This window comes from Streptomyces sp. NPDC002698 (genome assembly GCF_042888945.1).
Lineage (GTDB): Bacteria > Actinomycetota > Actinomycetes > Streptomycetales > Streptomycetaceae > Streptomyces.
Genome location: NZ_JBIAQM010000015.1, coordinates 1 through 18,201 on the forward strand (window position 1 = coordinate 1; position 18,201 = coordinate 18,201).

Consider the following 18,201-nt stretch of genomic DNA (forward strand, 5'->3'; position numbering starts at 1 on the left):
CAAGAAGTGGCTGCCGGCACACCCACGGTTCCACCTGCACTTCACGCCGACCAGTGCGTCCTGGCTGAACCTGGTCGAGCGGTGGTTCGCCGAGCCGACCCAGGAGAAGCTCAAGCGCGGCGTCCACCGCTCCGTCCAGACCCTCGAACGCGACATCCGGACCTGGCTCGCCGACTGGAACGAGCACCCCAGACCGTTCGTCCGGACAAAAACAGCAGACGAGATCCTCGACAAAGTCGCCGCCTACTGCCACCGAATCTCTGACTCAGGTCACTAGGACGCCAGTGGCAGTTCGCGCCGGAAGACGGCCATGGCGCGACCCGGGCCGTTGTAGTCGTCGGTGATCCTCACGTCGAAGCCGACGCTGCGGTGGAAGGCGATCGAGCCGGTGTTCCCCACCGAGGTGATCGCCTTCAGCCGCCGCGCACCCTGGAGTTCGGCCGCCTCGGCGAACGCCGCGTACAGACGGCGCCCGAGACCACTGCCGCGGGTGTCGTCCCTGACGGCGATGAGATGCGCATAGCCGGTGCCGTCCGGCGTGACGAACCCGAAGACGTAGCCGCGGATCCCGTCCTCGGCACGTGCGACGAGGCAGGTGGCCCCGAACTCCTGCACCAACGCCAGAAGATGCAGCGAGCGAAGGTCCCGTTCACCCCAGTAGCGGGAGTGATCGGCCAGGACCCGGTGGAAGTCGGCCACACCGGCGGGAGTCATGTCGATTTCCATGGACGCCGATCCTGACACACGCCCGGCACCGGGCTTCAAAAGCAGTCGACGCCGGTCGCCGCAGCGGTGATCATCGGCACATGCCACTGAGAGACACCCTTGCACGCGTCGACGCGGACCTGGCCGCCGGCCGGATCCCCGTCGCGCGTCAGCGCCTGCGCGGGCTCGTGTCGTCGTTTCCGAACGACCTGACGCTTCGACGCCGCCTCGCCGAGACCTACCGGCTGTACGGAGAGGCCGCGGAGGCGGGCCGCTGGATGTATCTCGAACCGGATCGGGACACGGCCGAGACCTCGGCCTTCGAGTCCAGGTACGCCACCCCTGAGCGGCGGATGCGCGCACTCGCCTGGAGCGGTTCGGAGTCCCTGGCCGGAACGGCCTTCGCCAGAGGGCAGTTGGAAGCGGTGCGCGTGGCCTGCTCCGACGCCGTGGGGCAGCCCGTCGACTGGGACACCGTGCCGGACGGCACGGAGACGGACAGCGAGAGCAGTCCGTTCACCGCCTTCCTGACGGGAGCCGGATGCCTGGTGGCGGTCGTCGCCTTCCTCGCGATCTGGGTGAACGGCCTCATAGCCCTCTTCGACTGAACTCACCGCCGGGGACCCGTGCGACGCACAGGTCCCCGGCGGTTCGTCATCCGCTCGGACCGAGGCGCGGACGGGCCACTGGTGCGGGGCCCGATCGGTGGCGGGCCGGAACCGCGCCGCCGGTCCGTCGCCGCGCCGGGCTCAGGCGTTCACACCGGGCTCAGGCGTTCACAGGAAGCGCCACAGGTGGTCGGCCGTTCCGTTGTCGTCGTACTGGACCACCTGCGCGCTGTTGCCGGTGGACATACGGTCCACCCCGAGGACTTTCCCGCTGTTCTTGTTCCGGATGCGGTACCAGCCGTCGCCGTTGTCGACCAGCGCCCACAGGTGGTCGTCCGTTCCGTTGTCTTCGAACTGCACGACGATCGCGCTGTTGTCCATCGACATGTGGTCGACGCCGAGCACCTTGCCGCTGTTCCCGTTGCGGAGGAGATGCCAGCCGTCGCCCCTCTCGATGAGCTGCCAGGCGTGGTCGCCCGTTCCCGTGTTGTCGAACTGCACCACGCGCGCGCTGTTCTCGGTCGACATCCCGTCGACGGCCAGGACCTTGCCGCTGTTCTTGTTGGCGAGCCGGCGGAAGGGCGGCTCCGGTGTCCAGGGCCTGCCGTCGGGAGCCGCCGTGGGGAACGACGTGACGCGAAGTCGCGCGGCACCCATGGGGATGAGGGTGACCGTCTCGACCGGCGCGTCGCTGCGGGCGGGAGAGTCCTGCAACGGTGCGACGACGTGTTCGTCGTCCGCGACCCACTCCTGGATCCTCCGGGCCCGCGCCGCGATGGACACGGGCGTGGTACCGGGTGTGAAGGGCTGGTCCGGGACGGCGGTGCCGGTCTGCGCCGGGGTCAGGGACGTCTCCGGCAGGAGGCCGTAGTTCCATCCGGTGGTGGCGTGGACCTCGTAAGCGGGGAACCTGTCGTCTCCCGCGTAGCGGTCGTAGCGTTCGCCGATCTTCAACGAATAGGTGAGAGGGCCCCGTTCCACGCTGACCGCGCCGTGCTGGCCCGGCCAAGAGCGCAGTTGAGCCTTCTGAGGCAACCGCAGGCGGACGACGTCGCCGTCGCGCCAGGTGCGGTCGATCCGCGCCCAGGACGGGCCGTCCGAGGCGCTGACCGCCTTACCGTTGACCTGCAGTTGGGGACCTTCGCACCAGCCGGGCACGCGCAGTCGCAGCGGGAAGCGCACCGGACGGGGCGTGGAGACGGTGAGGGTGATCGTGTCCTGGAAGGGATAACCCGTTTCCTCGGTGACGGTGACCGCCGTTCCGCCGGCGACCGTCGCCCGCACACGGCTCGGGGCGTAGAGCGCGGCGGCCAGGCCGCCGTCGGCGCTCGCGAGCCAGAGTTCCTCGGTGAAGTAGGGCCAGCCCATGCCGTAGTTGTGGGGGCAGCACCGGTACTGGTCGACGCCGGCGTGGAAGGCCTGCATGGCGAAGCCGTTCTGGAACTGCCCCTGGGTCTTGGGACGGTTGTCGAGGTCGACGCTGTTGGCGCTGGTGATGTAGTGAACGGACTTGCCGTCGGGATCGAGGGAGGCCGGGAGCATGTTGAAGGCCAGGTCCTCACAGCGGTCCGCCCATACCGGGTCCCCGGTGATCCTGGTCAACAGCTCGTGACTGGCCATGAATTCGACGATGCCGCAGGTCTCGAAGCCCTGCCGTGGGTCGGCGAATCCGGGTCGGTAGTTCTCGTCCCCGGCCAACCCGCCGCCGGGGAACCGCCCGTAGGAGCCCATCACGGTGTCGTAGGCCCGGTACGTGGCGCTCACGAGGTCGGCGGAGCCGGTCAGGTGCCCGTACTGGGCGGGCTCCCGGAAGCCCTGGGCGATGTTCACGTTGTGCCGGCTCGGGGTCGCCCCGGTCCAGTCGGCACCGTGACCGTGCATCTTGGCGGCGAGATCGAGCAGGAAGGCCTCGCCGGTACGGCGGTGGAGCCATACGGCGATGTCGAGGCCGTCGCCCCAACGGTAGGACACCCAGCTCGCGTTGAAGGCACCCGGGCCCTGGGCGTTCATGTAGCGGAGGAAGCGGACGAGGAACGGCACGATCCGCTGGTCGTGGGTGTATTCCTCGTGCGTCCGCAGTGCCTGCAGGAGCGGCAGGAAGGGCCAGAAGTCCGGTCCGCCGTTGAGTGCCGTGCGTAAGCCGCGGGGCCCGAAGAAGCCGTCGCTCTGCTGGGTCGCGAGGATCCCGTCCACCCACTCACGCGACCGCGCCAGCGCGTGCTGGTCGCCGGTGGCGATGGCCAGCGGGATGTAGCCGCGCAGCCAGTACGGCACCTCCTCCCAGGCGTCGTGCTCGGGATGCACCCAGCCGGTCGTGGAGAAGTCGAGGAAGTGCGAGAGGTTCTCGTACGTGCCGCACAGACCGGCGAGCTGCAGCCGGAGCTGCCCGGCGAGCCAGCCACGGGCGACCACGCTTCCGGGCGGCAGCTTCTGGAACGCGTCGGCCGGCGCCGTCTCCGCTCGCGGCTGGGGCACCGCGGCCGCGGCCCCCGTGAACGTGCCTCCGAGGGCCGCGGCGCCCAGCGCGCCGGAGCCCAGGGCGAGGATTCTCCGTCTGCTCACTGACATGCAGGTGACCTGCCTTCCGAAAGGGGTCCGCTCGCAGTAAGACAACGTTGTCCGGCTTCTACAACGTTGGAAATGGCGCCGCGGACATGACAGCACGGCGGGGTCCGGCTGTCCAGGAGTCGTCACGAACGATCCGGGACCGCCCGGCCGAAGGGCCCTGTCAGGTGCCGGTGACCGATTCCCGGGGGTGCGCGTTCATGGCCCCGCAGTGGGCGGCGAGCCGGGCCTGGGGCACCTCGGAGTCATAGACGGCCACCTTGCCGATCGCGCCCTTGAAGTACGACTTGGTGCCGGCGGTGCCGATCCGCATCGGGGCGTCGGTGTTGCTGGGGGTGATGTCGTAATCGTCGAGGGCGTCCTGGTCGCGGAGCACACCGTCCTTGTAGACCTTGACGTACCCGGTCGGGTAAGCGCCGCTCTTCTCACGGGTGTTGATGACCAGTGCGTAGTGGATCCACCGGCCGGGGCGGACCCGGTCCTCGAAGTACGAGCCCGCGCCGAGTCCGCCGTCCCGGTTGAAGACGTATCCACTGATGCGGTTGGCGCGGGCTTCGCTGTTGCCCCGCGAGTACATACGGGCCAGCCACTCGGTCCGGGCCTCCGAACTCGAGACCTTGCCGAGCCAGTTGACGTAACCGGCGCCCGCCGTCCTGGCGAACGTCAGCGTGTCGGGCCGGATCCACGCCTCCACGGTCAGTTCACCGGTCGTGGTGACGGAGAGCCGGTCGTCGTCCGGGATCTCCACGTACTGCGAGGTTCCGTCGAACAGGGAGGCGCGGTCCCCGTTGGGCATGGAGGTGACACCGGGTGCGTGATGGTAGGCGGGCTCGAGGGAGGCCGCGGACTGACGGGTCGCGTTCCCTGCGCCGAGCGAGAGATAGAAGGCCGGGGAGTCGGCCCGCACCGCCGCGTCGTACGACTCGGGCGGGCGAGGAGCCGGGGTCCGGCCGCCGCACGCCGTCTGTGTCATCGCGGCACCGCCGATGAGGACGGCCGTCAGGCAGGCCGTGCGTCGTCTCCGCGTCACGACCGGAGCGTCCATCGCTCGACGGGAGAATGCCGCGACGATCCGTCCGGCAGGGGGAATTGGCAGCGAGACACTGCCCTGACGCCACAAGTCATGGGGATTTCCTGCTTGTTCCGCATTCACAGCCGGCCCGGACAGCGGGCGCGGCACTTCGCGAGGGTGAAGACCACTCGCCTGATCCGGCGCCCCGGTTGCCGTTCACCCGGGCGGCGCCTCATCCACGGAGCACGGCTCCGCAGATGCGCCCATTCTTCCACATATCGCCTCGACAACCGAGAGCGAAGCCCGTGACGGTCCCCGCAAAAAAAGCCGAACCCCGAACGCGGGAAACAAAGTGACCCGCGTCACTCTCCGCGACTCCGGAAATTGACTGCCACATCACACCGACCCACCCGCGGAATGACTCCACCACTCCCCCAAGGAGAGGTAAAGCGCCTGTTCAGCTGGCTGATAACGATTCCGTAAAAGCCGTGAAGCGGCACACTTAATCATTTTCCCAGCGTTTGACCAAGAAATGGACAATTGGGATGGTTGAAGCATCCAAGAACATTGGCCGAGCAGGACTCGAGGTCCCCGCTGCGGCAATGCGTGCGCGCCAGTCGGTGTGCATCCCAAAAGAGCCACACCTGGAGCGCTCACATGCCTACGAACACCCTGCCCACCTCTCAAGGACTGCACCTCGGCGCCGCTTTCGAGACCCTCAGCGGTCAAGTCGCCCTGGACGCGCCGGAGGTGGGGGCCGTGGCGGTCGTGGGCCTCGGCTATGTCGGTCTGCCGACGGCACTCGGCCTGCTGGCCGCGGGCACCGAAGTGATCGGCATCGACGCGAGCGCCGAGCGGCTGGAGGCGATCCGGGGAGTCGACGTCGACCTGCTGCCCAGCGACCTGGAGCGGCTGAAGGAGTTCAACGGCGATCAGCGCTTCACCCTCACCGACGACCCGGCGGCACTCGCCGACGCCCGTACCGTCCTGGTGTGCGTACCGACCCCGGTGGACCGGCACCTCGCCCCCGACCTGCGGGCGCTGACCGCCGCAGCGGCCACCGTCGTCGAGCACGCCGTCCCCGGTCAGCTGCTGATGCTGACCTCGACCACCTATGTCGGCACCACCCGTGACCTGCTGACCGAGCCGCTGACCGAGCGCGGCTTCACCGTCGGCGAGGACATCTTCGTGGCCTTCTCGCCGGAGCGGATCGACCCCGGCAACGCCCACCACACCCAGGACACCACCCCGCGCGTGGTCGGCGGCGCGGGCCAGGAGACCATCGACCGGGCCATCTCCGTGCTCTCGCGCACCGCTTCCTCCGTGTACGTGCTGCCCTCGCCGGAGGCGGCCGAGATGACCAAGCTGTGGGAGAACACCTTCCGCGCGGTCAACATCGCGCTCGCGAACGAGTTCGCCGACAACTGCCGTGTCCTCGGCCTGGACCCGATCCCCGTCATCGAGGCCGCCGCGACCAAGCCGTTCGGCTTCATGCCCTTCTACCCCGGCCCCGGAGTCGGCGGGCACTGCATCCCCTGCGACCCGCACTACCTGCTCTGGCAGCTCCGCGCCGAGCGCAGCACCTCCCCGCTGGTCGAAGCCGCCATGAGCGCGATCGCCGGCCGTCCGCGCCAGGTCGTACGCCGGGTGCGCGAGGCACTGGGTGAGCGCGGCAAGCCGCTCACCGGAGCCCGGGTCCTGATCGTCGGCATGGCGTACAAGCCGGGTGTCGAGGACCTGCGGGAATCGCCCGCGCTGGAGATCTTCGACGAGCTCGTCCACGAGGGCGCCCGGGTCCGCTTCACCGACTCCATGGTGCGCGCCGCGCGGGTGGCCGGCGGGATACAGGAGAGTGTTCTCACGCCCGAGGACCACGAGTGGGACCTGGTGCTGGTGCACACCGTGCACCCGGGCGCCGACCTCGCCTGGCTGAACGACCGGGACGACGTCCTGGACGCCACGTACCGGCTGGACTCCGTAGCCGCCCGGGACACCCTGTGAGCGACCCGCACCCGTCGGGAGCCGCGGACGCGGCCCTCGCGGCGCCCGGGGCCGTGCTGCCCAGGGCGCCGGGAGGCGGCGTGCCAGGTCAGGCGACCGCGGCCGAGTCCCACGACATGCCGGTCGGCCCTGAGGGCGCGACCGTCCCGGTCGCCTCCGCCTCGTGCGGACTGATTCTGCCGAACCCGCGCCCCAGGACCTCCGTACCGCTGCCGCCGGTCCGCTCGTCCGCCGTCGTGGGCAGGCCACCGGGCCCGCTGACCCGCTGGACGAACCGGATGCATACCGATGTCCGCTTCGCGGTGCGCCGGGTGCTGGCCATGTTCTGCCTGCTGCCGCTGGGGCTGATCCTGGCCCGCGAGCTCCCGCTGGTGCCGGAGAAACCGCTTGTCATCGGCTACGGCATCACGGTGCTGGTCGGCACCATCGCCATGCTGCAGATCGCGTACAGCCGGTACGACGACCCGTCGGTCCGTACCCTGCGCAGGCGCCCCAAGGACCTCGCGTCCTTCCCGTCCCTGCCGGCCGTGCCGAAGGTGTCCTTCCTGCTCGCGGTCAAGGACGAGGTCGACTACATCGAGAGCTGTGTCCGCTCGATGGCGGGCAGTGACTACCCCGACCTGGAGATCATCGTGATCGACGATCTCTCCGAGGACGGGACGCGGGAGATCCTGGACGGGCTCGCGCGCGAGCTCGGCATCACCCTGCTCAAGCTGGAGAAGAACCTGGGCAAGAAGCACGCCCTGGTCCAGGGCGCGAGCATCGCGACCGGCGACGTGCTGGCGTTCACGGACTCCGACTGCATCCTGGCGCCCGACGCTCTGCGCAAGTGTGTGCAGGCCCTGGTCGACCACCCCGAACTGGGCGCGGTCAGCGGCCACTGCCGGGCACTGAACGTCGACGAAACGCTCTTCACCCGGGCTCAGGATGTCTGGTACGAGGGGCAGTTCCGGGTGGCCAAGGCGGCCGAGTCGGTCTTCGGATCGGTCACGTGCGTCTCCGGTCCGCTGGCGGTCTTCCGCCGGGACGCGGTGTACAACTACTTCCCCGCCTGGGCGGGCGACCGCTTCCTGGGCGCCCCCTTCCGGTTCGCGACGGACCGGCAGCTCACCGGCTACGTGCTGGGACAGCTGTGGGTCGGCGAGAAGCTGAAGAAGCAGTACGCCGACTCCCCGTTCGTCACCGCGCAGGACTACCCCGAGCGCAAGTGGCGTATCGGCTACGTCCAGTCGGCCAAGGTGTGGACCAACGTGCCCGAGCATTTCCGGCCGTTCATGAAGCAGCAGATCCGCTGGAAGAAGAGCTTCATCCGCAACACCTTCTTCACCGGCACCTTCATGTGGCGGCGAGGCGTCGGCCCGTCCTGTCTCTACTACGGACATGTGCTGTGGGTGATGGCCGCACCGTTCATGGCGGTCCGCCACATGATCTTGTCCCCGATACAGGGCGGGATCTTCGTGAGCGTGCTGTATCTGTGCGGCGTGGTGCTCAAGGGCAGCATCTGGGGACTGGCGTTCAAGATCGACAACCCCGGTGACACCCGCTGGCGCTACCGGCCGCTGATGAGTCTGCTGTCGGCGCTGCTCCTGTCCTGGCTGCTGCCCTACTCCCTCGCGACCATCCGTCGCGGTGTCTGGTCGAGGACTCGGTGATGAGGAATTTCCTGCGGCGCAAGACCGTCCGGGTGATCACCGACGTGGTCGCCGTCGTGGTCGTCAGCGGCATCTACCTGATCGTCCTGTCGCGAGGGAGCGTGCTCTGATGGCTCCGTGGCGCGAGCCCGTCGCCGTCGTCGTACACGACCACGGCAACGGTCCGGAACCCTGTTTCCGCGATGACTACGCCGACAAGGCCACCCACGACCGCAGTCGTGGCCGCGGCCACGGGTGGGGCCGGGGCTGGACGCAGTGGCCCGTCCGCGTCCTGCTCGGGGCCCTCACCCTCTCCGTGGTGGTGGCCTCGGGCGCCGCGGGCATCGAGCGCTACCTCACCCGGAAGTACATGTCCCCGCAGGCGCCACTGACCCAGGCGTCCATCACGACCGCGGACAAGGCCGGCTGGACGAAACAGGGCGGAGGACTGCCGGACCACGCTCCGCCTGTGGTGCTGACCTTCCACGATGTCAACAAGAGCAGCAAGAGCCCCTACGTCCTCACACCGAAGACGTTCGACGCCCAGCTCACCGCGCTGGAGAAGGCCGGCTACCGCACCCTGACCGCGAAGCAGTTCACCCACTACATGAGCGGCGGTCCGGTGCCGCGGCGTTCGGTGCTGCTGACCTTCGACGACGGCACCGACGGGCTGTGGAAGTACGCCGACCGCATCCTGGCCAAGCACAAGATGCACGGCACGATCTTCCTGATCACCGGGTCGATGGACAAGCACCGCCCCTACTACCTGACCTGGCGCGAGATCGAGCGGATGAACCGGTCGGGCCGATGGGACTTCCAGAGCCACACGCGCGCCATGCACAGCGTCAAGCAGGTGGACGCCGCCGGCAACACGGGCGCACCGCTGATGAACCGCCTGTGGCTGAAGGACGAGGGGAGACGGGAGAACACGGCCGAGTACCGCGCCCGGGTGCTCCACGACCTCGCCGGCTCCGTCAAGGACATCGTCAACCACGACATGCCGACCCCGACGATGTTCGCGGTCCCCTTCTCGGACGGACCCGGTCAGCAGGACGCCGACTCGACGGACTCGCAGGCCAGGCATCTGCTCAAGGAGCTCTTCCCGCTCGTGATGACGGATCATTCCAGCGTTCCGCTCACGGCCAGCCGCCGGTCCGCGTCGGCGGGTCTCGTCCAGCGTGTCGAGGTCTACGCCCAGACCACTCCCGAGCAGATGCTCACGGACGTCGCGAGAAACGTCCAGGTCCCGGCCGACGCGCACCGGCCGTTGTCCGAGCCGGAGAACTGGGGAGGACGCCAGACCCGTACGAGCTTCGACGTGTTCCTCGGCAAGGCGCCGTCGTCGGCGCGGACGCCCCGGTACGCCAAGGCCGACTACCGGCCGAACAGCAGCGTCGACTGGACGGACTACAGCGCCACCGCGCTGCTCGGGTCGCTGGGCAACGGCACCAACCAGGCCGCGCTGGGTGTGCGGACCAACAGCAAGGAACCGGTGACCGTGGTGATCACCAGGAACCGGGCTACCCTGCTGGTCAACGGTTACAAGGTCGCCTCGCGGCCGCTGGACCCGAAGTCCGATCACACGGTGACCGTCGAGGTCGGACGGAACACCACCACGGCGTACGTCGACGGCCTGGTGGAACTGAGCCACGTCTCGGACCAGCCGTCCGATCAGCTCTCCGGCGGCATCACCATCCGGGCCGGTATCAACAAGGCCGGAAACCAGTGGCCGGTCTTCGAGTCGCTCGACGTCTCGCCGCTCGAGGACGCGTCGCGCCACGGATGAACTGCCGCGCGTCCGCCCCTTCGTGGGATCGTCCGTCCCGTTCCGATGAGAGCGGGACGGACGTCCGCGTCCGGTGTCCGGTGTCCGCTCAGGTGTCGCTGTTGATCGTGGCGTCGGTCACCGCACCCTCGCCGACGTTCCACTTCTTCAGGACCTCCCCGTACGAGCCGTCCCGGATGGCGGCGTCCAGGGCGGCCTGGACCGCGTCCCGCAGCCGGCTGTTCGAGCCCAGCACAGCGATGCCGTACGGGCCGGCACCGATCTGCTCGCCGACCATCTCGAAGTCCTTGCCGCCGCCCGCCGTCTTCACCGCGTAGGCGACCACCGGGAAGTCGGCGACATCGGCCACCACAGCGCCGCTCTTGAGGCGGGCCTGCGCCTCGTCATGGGTGTCGTAGGCCTCGATGTCCATCGGCTCGTCGCACCTCTGGGACTGGAGCAGGTCGTACGTGGTGCTGCCGCTCTGCACGGCCACCTTCTTGCCACAGAGATCGGCCAGCGTCTTGACGCCCTCCGGATTGCCCTTCTTCACCATGACCGCCGATCCGGCCTCGAAGTAGTCGACGAAGTCGATGTCCTCGCCGATCTTCTCCCCGGTGGCGGGATCCAGCCCCTCCTGACGGTCCTTGGTGTCGGTCATCGCGGACATCACCACGTCGTAGTGCTTGGCCCGCAGGCCGGTGAGCAGGGTGTCGAGCGCGCCGTTGGCGAACTGGAACCTCACCCCCAGTTCCCTGCCCAGCACGGCGGCCAGGTCGGGATCGACGCCGGTCGGCCTGCCGTTCCGCACGAACTCCATCGGCGGGTAGAGCATGTCCGAGCCGACCCTGACGACACCGGACCGCTTCACCGACTCCGGCAGTTCGTCGTACAACGGCGCCTTGGCCGTCCCGGACGCGGAGGGTGATGCCTTCTCGGGGGCGTCGTCGCCGCAACCCGTCAGGGCCAGAGCGGCGGCGGCCGTCATCGCCCCGAGCGCGGCGAGGCGTCTCCTCATCCGGACAGTTCCTCCCGGGCGCCCCGCCGAGCCACGAACCGGCACGTCACAGCCGTAAGTGATCATCACCTCTCATTAGGGCCTTCCATAACTTTTCATGTCAACGTCCTGAGCCCGTTCCGGGGCGTCGTTCACACGCGCGGCCGTGGCTTCCCGGTCATCGACATCAGCAGCCGGTGGGTCTCGGCGTCGGCCGCCACCACAAGTCCCCGGCCCGACGGTCCTGTCGGGCCACCGTCGATCCCGGTGACCACGCAGCCCGCGGCCTTGCACAGGGCGATGCCGGCGGCGAAGTGCACGCTCCCGGACAGGTCGCCGCCGTCCGTCACGTACGCGGCGCGCTTGCCGGCGGCGACCCAGGCCAGGGCCAGCGTCGTGGACACGACACGGGGCCGGAAGTGTTCCACGAAGGCGGACCGGGCCAGCAGGTCCACGGCCCGGAAACCGGGCGCGTTCGGGAACGGCGGGTCCAGGTTGACATCCACGAGCCGGGTGGCGGACGTGGGCACCAGCCGGGCGTCGCCGCCGTCCCGCCGTACCCACGCGCTCTCCCCGTCGGTGAAGAAGACCTCGCCGCCGAACGGGTCGGCCACCGCGGCGGCACCGCCGCGCAGCGCCACGTTCACGGCCACCAGCATGTTGCCCACGGCGTAGTTCAACGTGCCGCACAAGGGATCCACCAGCCACTGGCGCGCGGCCCCCGCCACGCCCTGCGGCCCGCTCTCCTCGCCGAGCACGGCGTCATCGGGCCGGGCGCCGCGAAGGATGCCGAGGATCGTCTTCTCGGCTTCCACATCGGCGGCGGTCGCGAAGTCTCCGCCGCCCTTGTCGATCCGCGTCAGGCGGCGCCCGTACAGGGCCCGCACCACGTCCGCCCCGGCACAGGCCGCGGCTGTCGCGACCTCGGCATCGTCAAGTCCCGCATACGAGTTGCTCACCTCCGGCACGATATCGGCGGTGGCGCGGGTCGGGGGCGGCTGCCGGGATCTGTGGGCTGCGGGGCCGATTGTCAGTGGCCGACGCTAGCGTTCGCTGCATAGTCGCACTCCACCCGGGACGGACTGACCTGGGTGAACTGTGCTCTCATCTGGTGTTCTTGACGCGGAAGGCTGTGGCTCGTGGGGTGGGTGTCGGCGGGTGACGGGTATGAAGTCGCCCTTGTGGAGGGGCGGGTGGCGGCGCGTGCCACCTCGGGCCGGTCGGCGGGACGGCAGCTCAAATCGCTCCCGCGCGCGCTGAAGGACCACCCGGAGGTGGACCGGCTGCGGCGCTTCGCCGAGTGGCTGGACCGTCATGCCACGGCGTGTGGGGAACAGGTCGACGCGTGGATGGTGTCGTCGCTGCCCGTACCCACGGGGCTGCTGGCCCGGGTGTGGCCCGACGAGGCCTGGCAGTCCGCGCTGCGCGATCTGGTGGTCGTCGGCGACGACCCCGACGACGTGGGCTTCCTGCGTGGCGCCACCGACACGGGCGAACTGCGGCTGGTGAACCTGGACGGCGAGACCGTCCGGATCGCCCCGCGCACGGTCACGCTTCCGCACCCGGTACTGCTCCCGGACCTGGACGACCTGCGCGACTTCGCGGCCGAACTGGGCATGGTGCAGCGCGTCGAGCAGATCCACCGGGCCATATGGCGGCAGCCCGGGGACCTCCGCGCCAAGGCCACCGAGGTGAGGGACTTCGCCGGGGGTTCGTTCCGCTCCCGCTTCGCGCTCGCCGCACGGGCCAGTTCGCTCGGCTACCGCGTGTCCGGGGGGTACGCGACCGCCCGGGTTCGGGACGGCGGACGCAGCCTCGAATCCTCGGTGTGGATCGGGGAGCCGTACTGGGACAGCGAGGTCGAGACCGGGGCGCTCACCTGGCGGGATCAGGACGGCCGCGCCCTGCCGCTGGGCGAGGTGGGACCGGTCGCCTGGTCCGAGGGGATGCGGATGGCGGCGGCGCTGTACGCGGGCCGTGTCATCGAGGAGGGCAAGAACGCATGAGCGGGGGGACGCAGGTGTCGTACGGGGAACTGCTGGCGGCGGGCGCGGTGCTGCCGCCTGACACGGAGAACGCGGGCGAGCAGGGGGTGCCGCTGACGGCGCGGGCGTACCGTCACCCGGGCCTGGACGACCGGGTGGTGGTACGGCTGGTCGCGGGCGAGCTGGGGGAGGCGGAGGACCTGGCCGCCGGATTCCTCGGCCTGGAGCGGGACACCGAGCCCGTCGTCGTCGGGTTCGGGCCGCGCCAGTCGCTGGGCTTTCCCGAATGGGTGCTGGTGCACCACCCGCAGGACGGACACCACGCGCTGCGCGTGGTGCCGGACCTTGAGCGGGCCGCGCGGCAGGTCAAGTCCCGTCCGAAGGCGGCTCTGGACGCCTTCGTGGAACTCGGGGAGCGGCTGGCGGCCTCGGTGCCGCACTTCCTTCCGACGTTCTACGAGCAGGCCGGGCGGGTGTTCCTGACGGAGGAGAACGCGACCTACGCGGCCCAGCTGTTCACCCGTGCCCGCAAGGCCGAGGCGGAGCACGGTCTGACGGTGCAGGAGGAGCGGCTGGACGCCGTGTTCCTGGAGTTCGCGCTCGCCGGGGCGCTTCCGGTGAAGGTGCTGTCGGCCTACGCCAGGGAGCTGGCGGCGCGCGTGCCGGCCGAGGACGCGCTGCGGCGCTTCACCCGGCTGTGCCTGCGCCGCACGGCGGGCGGGCTGCCGCCGTCGGTGCAGATGGCGAACGACCTGCGCAAGCTGGCCCGGGGGGCCGGCCGGGACGCGAACCTCACCGAGCAGGAGTACGTGTCCGAGCTGCTCACCCTGCCGGCCACCCTGCGGGCGGCGGCCGGCTGGTGGAAGGGGCACCGCACGGCTCTGGTCGCCCTGGCCGTACGCGAGCCTCGGGTGCGGGGCGCGCTGCTCGATCTGATGCCCGCCGCTCTCGACAGCGACATGCCGACGATGTGGCTGGAACTGCTGGAGGCCTCCGGCGCCACCGCCGGGCTGTGGGACGCCACCCTGCCCGATGAGCAGCGGCCGCAGGACGGTACGGCGGGCTGGCTGGAGCGGTTCCTGACCTACCGCCAACGGGCCCGGTCCTGGCGCGATCCCAGTCGTATGGCCGAGCTGTATCCGCTGGTGGAGCGGACAGCGGACCGACTGCGGGCCGAACTCGCCTCCTCCGGCGCCGAGTTGAGGGTCGTTTACGATCTCGATCTGATCGACCTGCTGTTGTCGCTGGACGTTCCGGTGGCCACCCCGCGGAAGGGCGACGCGCTGCTGCTGGCGCAGTGGGCCCTGGGCGAGGGGCGCCGCGACCTGGTGTCACTGGCCGCCGACAGCCGCTTCCACCCGGCCTTCCACCGGGGCGCGGACCGGTTCGCCAACGACGACCAGTCGCTGCGGGCGATCGCGCTCCTGGCGGCGTCGCCGGGCGGCGGTCCCCTGCTCGCGGACTGGGTGCGCACGGTCGTACGCCGGTTCACCGCGGTGGGCCTGCCCCAGCTGCCCGAGGCGCTGGCCCGGCTGAAGTGGCTGCCCGCCGAGGCGCTGGCGCTGGCCGAGGACGAGGTGCGCGCCGCCGCCGGCACCGACCTCGCACCGGTGCTGGCGCGCACCCTGCGGGCCGGGCTCTTCGACGAACTCGGCTGGCCCGCCTGGGAGGACGCGGTCGCCTCCCTCGTTCCCAAGGCCGACGTCGAGGATGTGGTCGTCGCCGACGCCTGGCCGCACCTCATCGTGGCCGGGGCCGCCCAGGCGCGGGTGATCGGCGCCGAGGGCACACTCCTCACCCACGACCTGCGGATCCCGGTGAACGGCGCCTGGGGCGATCCGGGCTTCCACCACGTGGACGGCGAGCTTCTCGTCTACTGGAACGACCGCACCGACGGCCTGCGCGGCTACTGGCACCCGCGCCCCGACCGCCTTGTGTCACTGGAGGGCGCGCGGAACACCCGGGGTACCCGGATGGACTGGTACCAGGGCAACGGGCCGATCACCCTGCCGCTGCCCGGCGGCGGCCGTACGACCGGCGGTGGCGTCCTGCACGCCGGGGACACCACCCTGCCCGAGGAGCGCCGGCTTCTCTGCGACGGCGTCTCGTACTGGGTGTGGAGCGCGGACGGCGGCGCGCACGACTGGCACGAGTACGACCCGGCGACGGGTGAGCGTGGCCGTGCGAGCAGGCCCGCCTTCCTCGCCGACGCCCTGCGGGACGCCCCCGAGGGCAGCACGTTCGGTGGCGGCCGGCTGAGTCCGTCGCCGACCGCCGGCGCCACCCCTGCCTCCGCGCCCGTGGACGGCCTGGTCGGTCTGCGCGTGGTGAAGCTGCCCGACGGCTCCGTGCGCGCCCAGGACCTGGCCGGACACACCATCACCCTGCCCGCGGGCGTCGGCCGGCCCTCGACGCTGGTGGTCTTCCCCGGCGCGGAGGAGGCGCGGGCGGTCGTCCGCGAGAGCTGGAGCCTCGCCATCGTGGACACGGACGGCGTCGTCACCTCCGTGGCCAAGACCGACCGCGCGCCCGGAACCTTCGGCGAGGGCTCGCTGCTGCTGCCGCCGGTGCAGTACTGGGAGTGTCTGACAGCCCGCGACCCCGAGGGCTCCGCGGCACTGCGAGGCATCGACCGCGACACCGCGGCGGCCCTGCTGTCCGCCGCGGGTGAAGAGGACAAGGACGTCCTCCTCGAAGCAATCCGTTCCCGTCTCCCGGTCACCCACGACGCGCTGGTCGCGGGGATCGCCGGTGTCGTCCGGCACGCGGGCGGTCAGCAGGCCGTCCTGGACGCGGTGGCGGCCCGGCTCACCCGCGCCCTCGACGGCGGCCCGCAGGAGGAAGGCCCGGCCGGACCGCCGGACACCGTGCTCCTCGACGCCACGAACGGTCTGTGCGGAACCACCCGCTCCTGGTGGAACCGGGACGACGAGGCCGACACCGTCTTCCGTGCGTTGCGCGAGATGAAGCGGGCGGCCGGGCTCTTCGGCGCTCCCGCCGCCGAGGGACCGGCCGCGCTCCTCCACCTCGACGGACGACGGATTCCCGTCGGACAGCCGCATCTGGAGACACTGCTCGACCGCGTGCCCGCCCTGGCCTTCCGAGCAGGCGCGTGCACCACCCCCGAGGACCATCGAGTGGCCCTGCACGCGCTGCTCGCCGAGTTCGACGCCCTGGGGCTGGGACCGGCCGCCGGGCCTTCTCGCTGGCGCAAGGTGGAGCTGCACCTGGCAGCGGGCGTGCTGCGCACCCCGTCGGGCGAATGGCGTGAGGGTGCGTGGAACGGGGTGCTGCCCCTGGGCGGCGGTTCGTTCATCGCCGTGGTGGGACGTCTCTCGCAGGATGAGGACGGCTGCGTCTTCGCCGGCTTCTTCCACGATCCGGCCGGGCGCTTCGAGACCCCGGAGCCCTACACGCTGCGGGCATCGACCCCGCTGGGCGAGGACGGGCACGCTGCCCGGCTCGGCACGTTCCTCGCGGAGCTGTCCGCGCGCGGACCCGCGCCCTGGTTCCCTGAGGCCGCGGAGGAGTTCGCGCGGCTGACGGGCGTCACCGAGACCATGGCCAAGCTGATCGTGGCCGGTCTGCCCCAGGTCGACGTCTACGAACGGTCGTTCCTGACCGCCCAGGCATGCGCGGCCATCGGCGTGAAGGCCGCCGCGGCAGCCGTCGCCAAGGAGGAACTGCGCCAGGTGGATCCGGCGATCCGAACCGCGGTCGCGGCCGCGCTGCTGCCCGCCGAACCCGCCCGCCTGTGGACCGAGGGACCGGACCGGGCCGCCGCGGCCGAGGTCTGGAACAGCAGGATGGGCCGACGGGCCGCCGTACCCGAGGAACTGCTCGGCGACGCGGTGCGTGCCTTCAAGCACGGGCAGTGGAATGTCCGCCAGGCACTGCCCGCGCTGCTCGACCCGGCCGGTGAGCCCCGGCTCACCCGTGACCTCGAGTGGGCCGTCGACGGTGACCGGGTCCAGTGCGTCGACAGGAGCGCGGCCGGGTTCGACGGACCGGTACTGCTCGGCTTCGTCGGACTCGCCGCCTGGCTCGCCCACCGGCTGCCCGCCGGCGATCCGATCCGTGCCGCGCTGCCCACCGCCCTCGACTCCGTCCGCGACCGGCTGTCCCACCCCGGGCTGATGCTCGACCTCAACCAGTACGTCAGCATCACCGCCTTCCGGAAGACGGCGGGCGCGCCGACCGAGGTGGGCAAGGGCTTCGAGCGGTACGGCGCCGTCGTCCTCGCCACGCACGACGACCAGCCCTCCCCCGCCCTGCGGGTCTCCCTGCTCGACGAGGCGGGCCAGGACCCGTACCTGCCCGCGCTGCGCGTCGACGGCCAGCGCCCCTACCAGGTGGAGGTGGCCCTGCGTCTGGCCCGCTCCGCCCGCTTCGAGGCCCTGCTCGCCGATCCGGGCGACCCGCGGGCGGGCGGGCGGGGCAAGGACGGCACCTGGTGGCCGCAGGACCCCAGCCGCTCGGTGCCGGATCTGGTGACGGAGGCCGCCAAGGAGTACGGCCTCGGGGAGGACGCCGCGGCGCTCTATCTGATGCTGCTCGCCATGCCCGACCCGACGGACCGGATGACGGCCCGGTGGACGGGGTGGAAACCGGCCCGTCTGAAGGCGGCCCGTGCCGAACTGGCCGCCACCGACCTGGTGGTGGAGGCCAGCCGCACCCGGGCCGGGCGTTCGCTGTTCCTGCCCGGCGGCTGGGTGGTGCCGAAGGCTCCGCGCGTTCCGCTGGAGCAGTGGAAGCGGCCCCTGTACGACGACCTGCTGTGGCAGGAGGAGGCTCTGCTCGCCGTGATCGTGCCGACCGAACCGGTCGCGGAGCTGTACCGAAGGGTCTGGCAGCAGGTCCAGGAGGGCGGCGGGCCCCGGTTCGCCGAGTTCGAGGTGCGACCGGGCCGCCGCCGCTGACCCACCGCCGGGG

11 protein-coding genes and 1 pseudogene are annotated in these 18,201 nt (G+C 70.7%); 7 read left to right on the forward strand and 5 right to left on the reverse strand.

Annotated elements, in window-relative coordinates; translation table 11 throughout:
- Positions 1-277 (forward strand): annotated as a pseudogene (locus ACFYW9_RS21700) (IS630 family transposase); the annotation flags it as partial.
- On the opposite strand, the gene ACFYW9_RS21705 reads toward ACFYW9_RS21700, so the two are convergent.
- A complete protein-coding gene (locus ACFYW9_RS21705; RefSeq protein WP_389152676.1) occupies positions 274-726 on the reverse strand; it encodes a GNAT family N-acetyltransferase in 453 nt (150 codons plus the stop codon). The pseudogene ACFYW9_RS21700 and the gene ACFYW9_RS21705 overlap by 4 nt on opposite strands.
- Before the next feature lie 80 nt (positions 727-806).
- On the opposite strand from ACFYW9_RS21705, the gene ACFYW9_RS21710 reads away from it, so the two are divergent.
- Positions 807-1,313: a DUF6584 family protein gene (locus tag ACFYW9_RS21710; RefSeq protein WP_351863313.1), complete on the forward strand. Its 507-nt coding sequence runs from the start codon at positions 807-809 to the stop codon at positions 1,311-1,313.
- A gap of 168 nt (positions 1,314-1,481) precedes the next feature.
- Here the strand turns inward: ACFYW9_RS21710 and ACFYW9_RS21715 are convergent, their stop codons facing one another.
- Complete coding sequence (locus ACFYW9_RS21715) at positions 1,482-3,881, reverse strand: beta-L-arabinofuranosidase domain-containing protein (protein ID WP_389152680.1); 2,400 nt, start codon at positions 3,879-3,881, stop codon at positions 1,482-1,484.
- A gap of 160 nt (positions 3,882-4,041) precedes the next feature.
- Positions 4,042-4,908, reverse strand: a complete 867-nt coding sequence (locus ACFYW9_RS21720) for a LamG domain-containing protein (RefSeq protein WP_389152683.1) — start codon at positions 4,906-4,908, stop codon at positions 4,042-4,044.
- A gap of 639 nt (positions 4,909-5,547) precedes the next feature.
- Here ACFYW9_RS21720 and ACFYW9_RS21725 point away from each other — a divergent pair.
- The 3 genes from ACFYW9_RS21725 to ACFYW9_RS21735 all read left to right on the forward strand — a co-directional run bounded on the left by ACFYW9_RS21725 (position 5,548) and on the right by ACFYW9_RS21735 (position 10,308).
- The gene (locus ACFYW9_RS21725) at positions 5,548-6,891 is read left to right on the forward strand and encodes a nucleotide sugar dehydrogenase (protein ID WP_389152686.1); all 1,344 of its coding nucleotides are present in this window, start codon (positions 5,548-5,550) and stop codon (positions 6,889-6,891) included.
- Complete coding sequence (locus tag ACFYW9_RS21730; RefSeq protein ID WP_389152689.1) at positions 6,888-8,543, forward strand: glycosyltransferase; 1,656 nt, start codon at positions 6,888-6,890, stop codon at positions 8,541-8,543. The genes ACFYW9_RS21725 and ACFYW9_RS21730 overlap by 4 nt, the downstream gene beginning before the upstream one ends.
- A gap of 109 nt (positions 8,544-8,652) precedes the next feature.
- On the forward strand, positions 8,653-10,308 hold the full coding sequence (locus ACFYW9_RS21735; protein WP_389152692.1) for a polysaccharide deacetylase family protein: 1,656 nt from the start codon (positions 8,653-8,655) through the stop codon (positions 10,306-10,308).
- Positions 10,309-10,396: 88 nt separating this feature from the next.
- Here ACFYW9_RS21735 and ACFYW9_RS21740 read toward each other — a convergent pair whose 3' ends face one another.
- Together ACFYW9_RS21740 and ACFYW9_RS21745 are read right to left on the reverse strand one after the other, a co-directional pair.
- Positions 10,397-11,305, reverse strand: a complete 909-nt coding sequence (locus ACFYW9_RS21740; protein WP_389152695.1) for an ABC transporter substrate-binding protein — start codon at positions 11,303-11,305, stop codon at positions 10,397-10,399.
- 131 nt (positions 11,306-11,436) lie between these two features.
- Positions 11,437-12,243 (reverse strand): inositol monophosphatase family protein, encoded by an 807-nt coding sequence (locus ACFYW9_RS21745; RefSeq protein ID WP_389152698.1) that lies wholly within the window; start codon positions 12,241-12,243, stop codon positions 11,437-11,439.
- Between the two features lie 180 nt (positions 12,244-12,423).
- Between ACFYW9_RS21745 and ACFYW9_RS21750 the strand changes: the two genes are divergently transcribed.
- A complete protein-coding gene (locus tag ACFYW9_RS21750) occupies positions 12,424-13,290 on the forward strand; it encodes a DUF4132 domain-containing protein (protein ID WP_389152701.1) in 867 nt (288 codons plus the stop codon).
- Positions 13,287-18,188 carry a DNA-binding protein gene (locus ACFYW9_RS21755; RefSeq protein ID WP_389152704.1) on the forward strand — a complete coding sequence of 1,634 codons (4,902 nt, stop codon included), beginning with the start codon at positions 13,287-13,289 and terminating at the stop codon, positions 18,186-18,188. Before ACFYW9_RS21750 ends, ACFYW9_RS21755 begins: the two co-directional genes overlap by 4 nt.
- Positions 18,189-18,201: the final 13 nt, after the last annotated feature.

Bases quoted from the DNA above. Each gene is read 5' to 3' on its own strand.
- ACFYW9_RS21705 (WP_389152676.1), bottom strand. From the start codon at position 726: ATGGAAATCGACATGACTCCCGCCGGTGTGGCCGACTTCCACCGGGTC.
- ACFYW9_RS21710 (WP_351863313.1), top strand. From the start codon at position 807: ATGCCACTGAGAGACACCCTTGCACGCGTCGACGCGGACCTGGCCGCC.
- ACFYW9_RS21715 (WP_389152680.1), bottom strand. From the start codon at position 3,881: ATGTCAGTGAGCAGACGGAGAATCCTCGCCCTGGGCTCCGGCGCGCTG.
- ACFYW9_RS21725 (WP_389152686.1), top strand. From the start codon at position 5,548: ATGCCTACGAACACCCTGCCCACCTCTCAAGGACTGCACCTCGGCGCC.
- ACFYW9_RS21735 (WP_389152692.1), top strand. From the start codon at position 8,653: ATGGCTCCGTGGCGCGAGCCCGTCGCCGTCGTCGTACACGACCACGGC.
- ACFYW9_RS21740 (WP_389152695.1), bottom strand. From the start codon at position 11,305: ATGAGGAGACGCCTCGCCGCGCTCGGGGCGATGACGGCCGCCGCCGCT.
- ACFYW9_RS21755 (WP_389152704.1), top strand. From the start codon at position 13,287: ATGAGCGGGGGGACGCAGGTGTCGTACGGGGAACTGCTGGCGGCGGGC.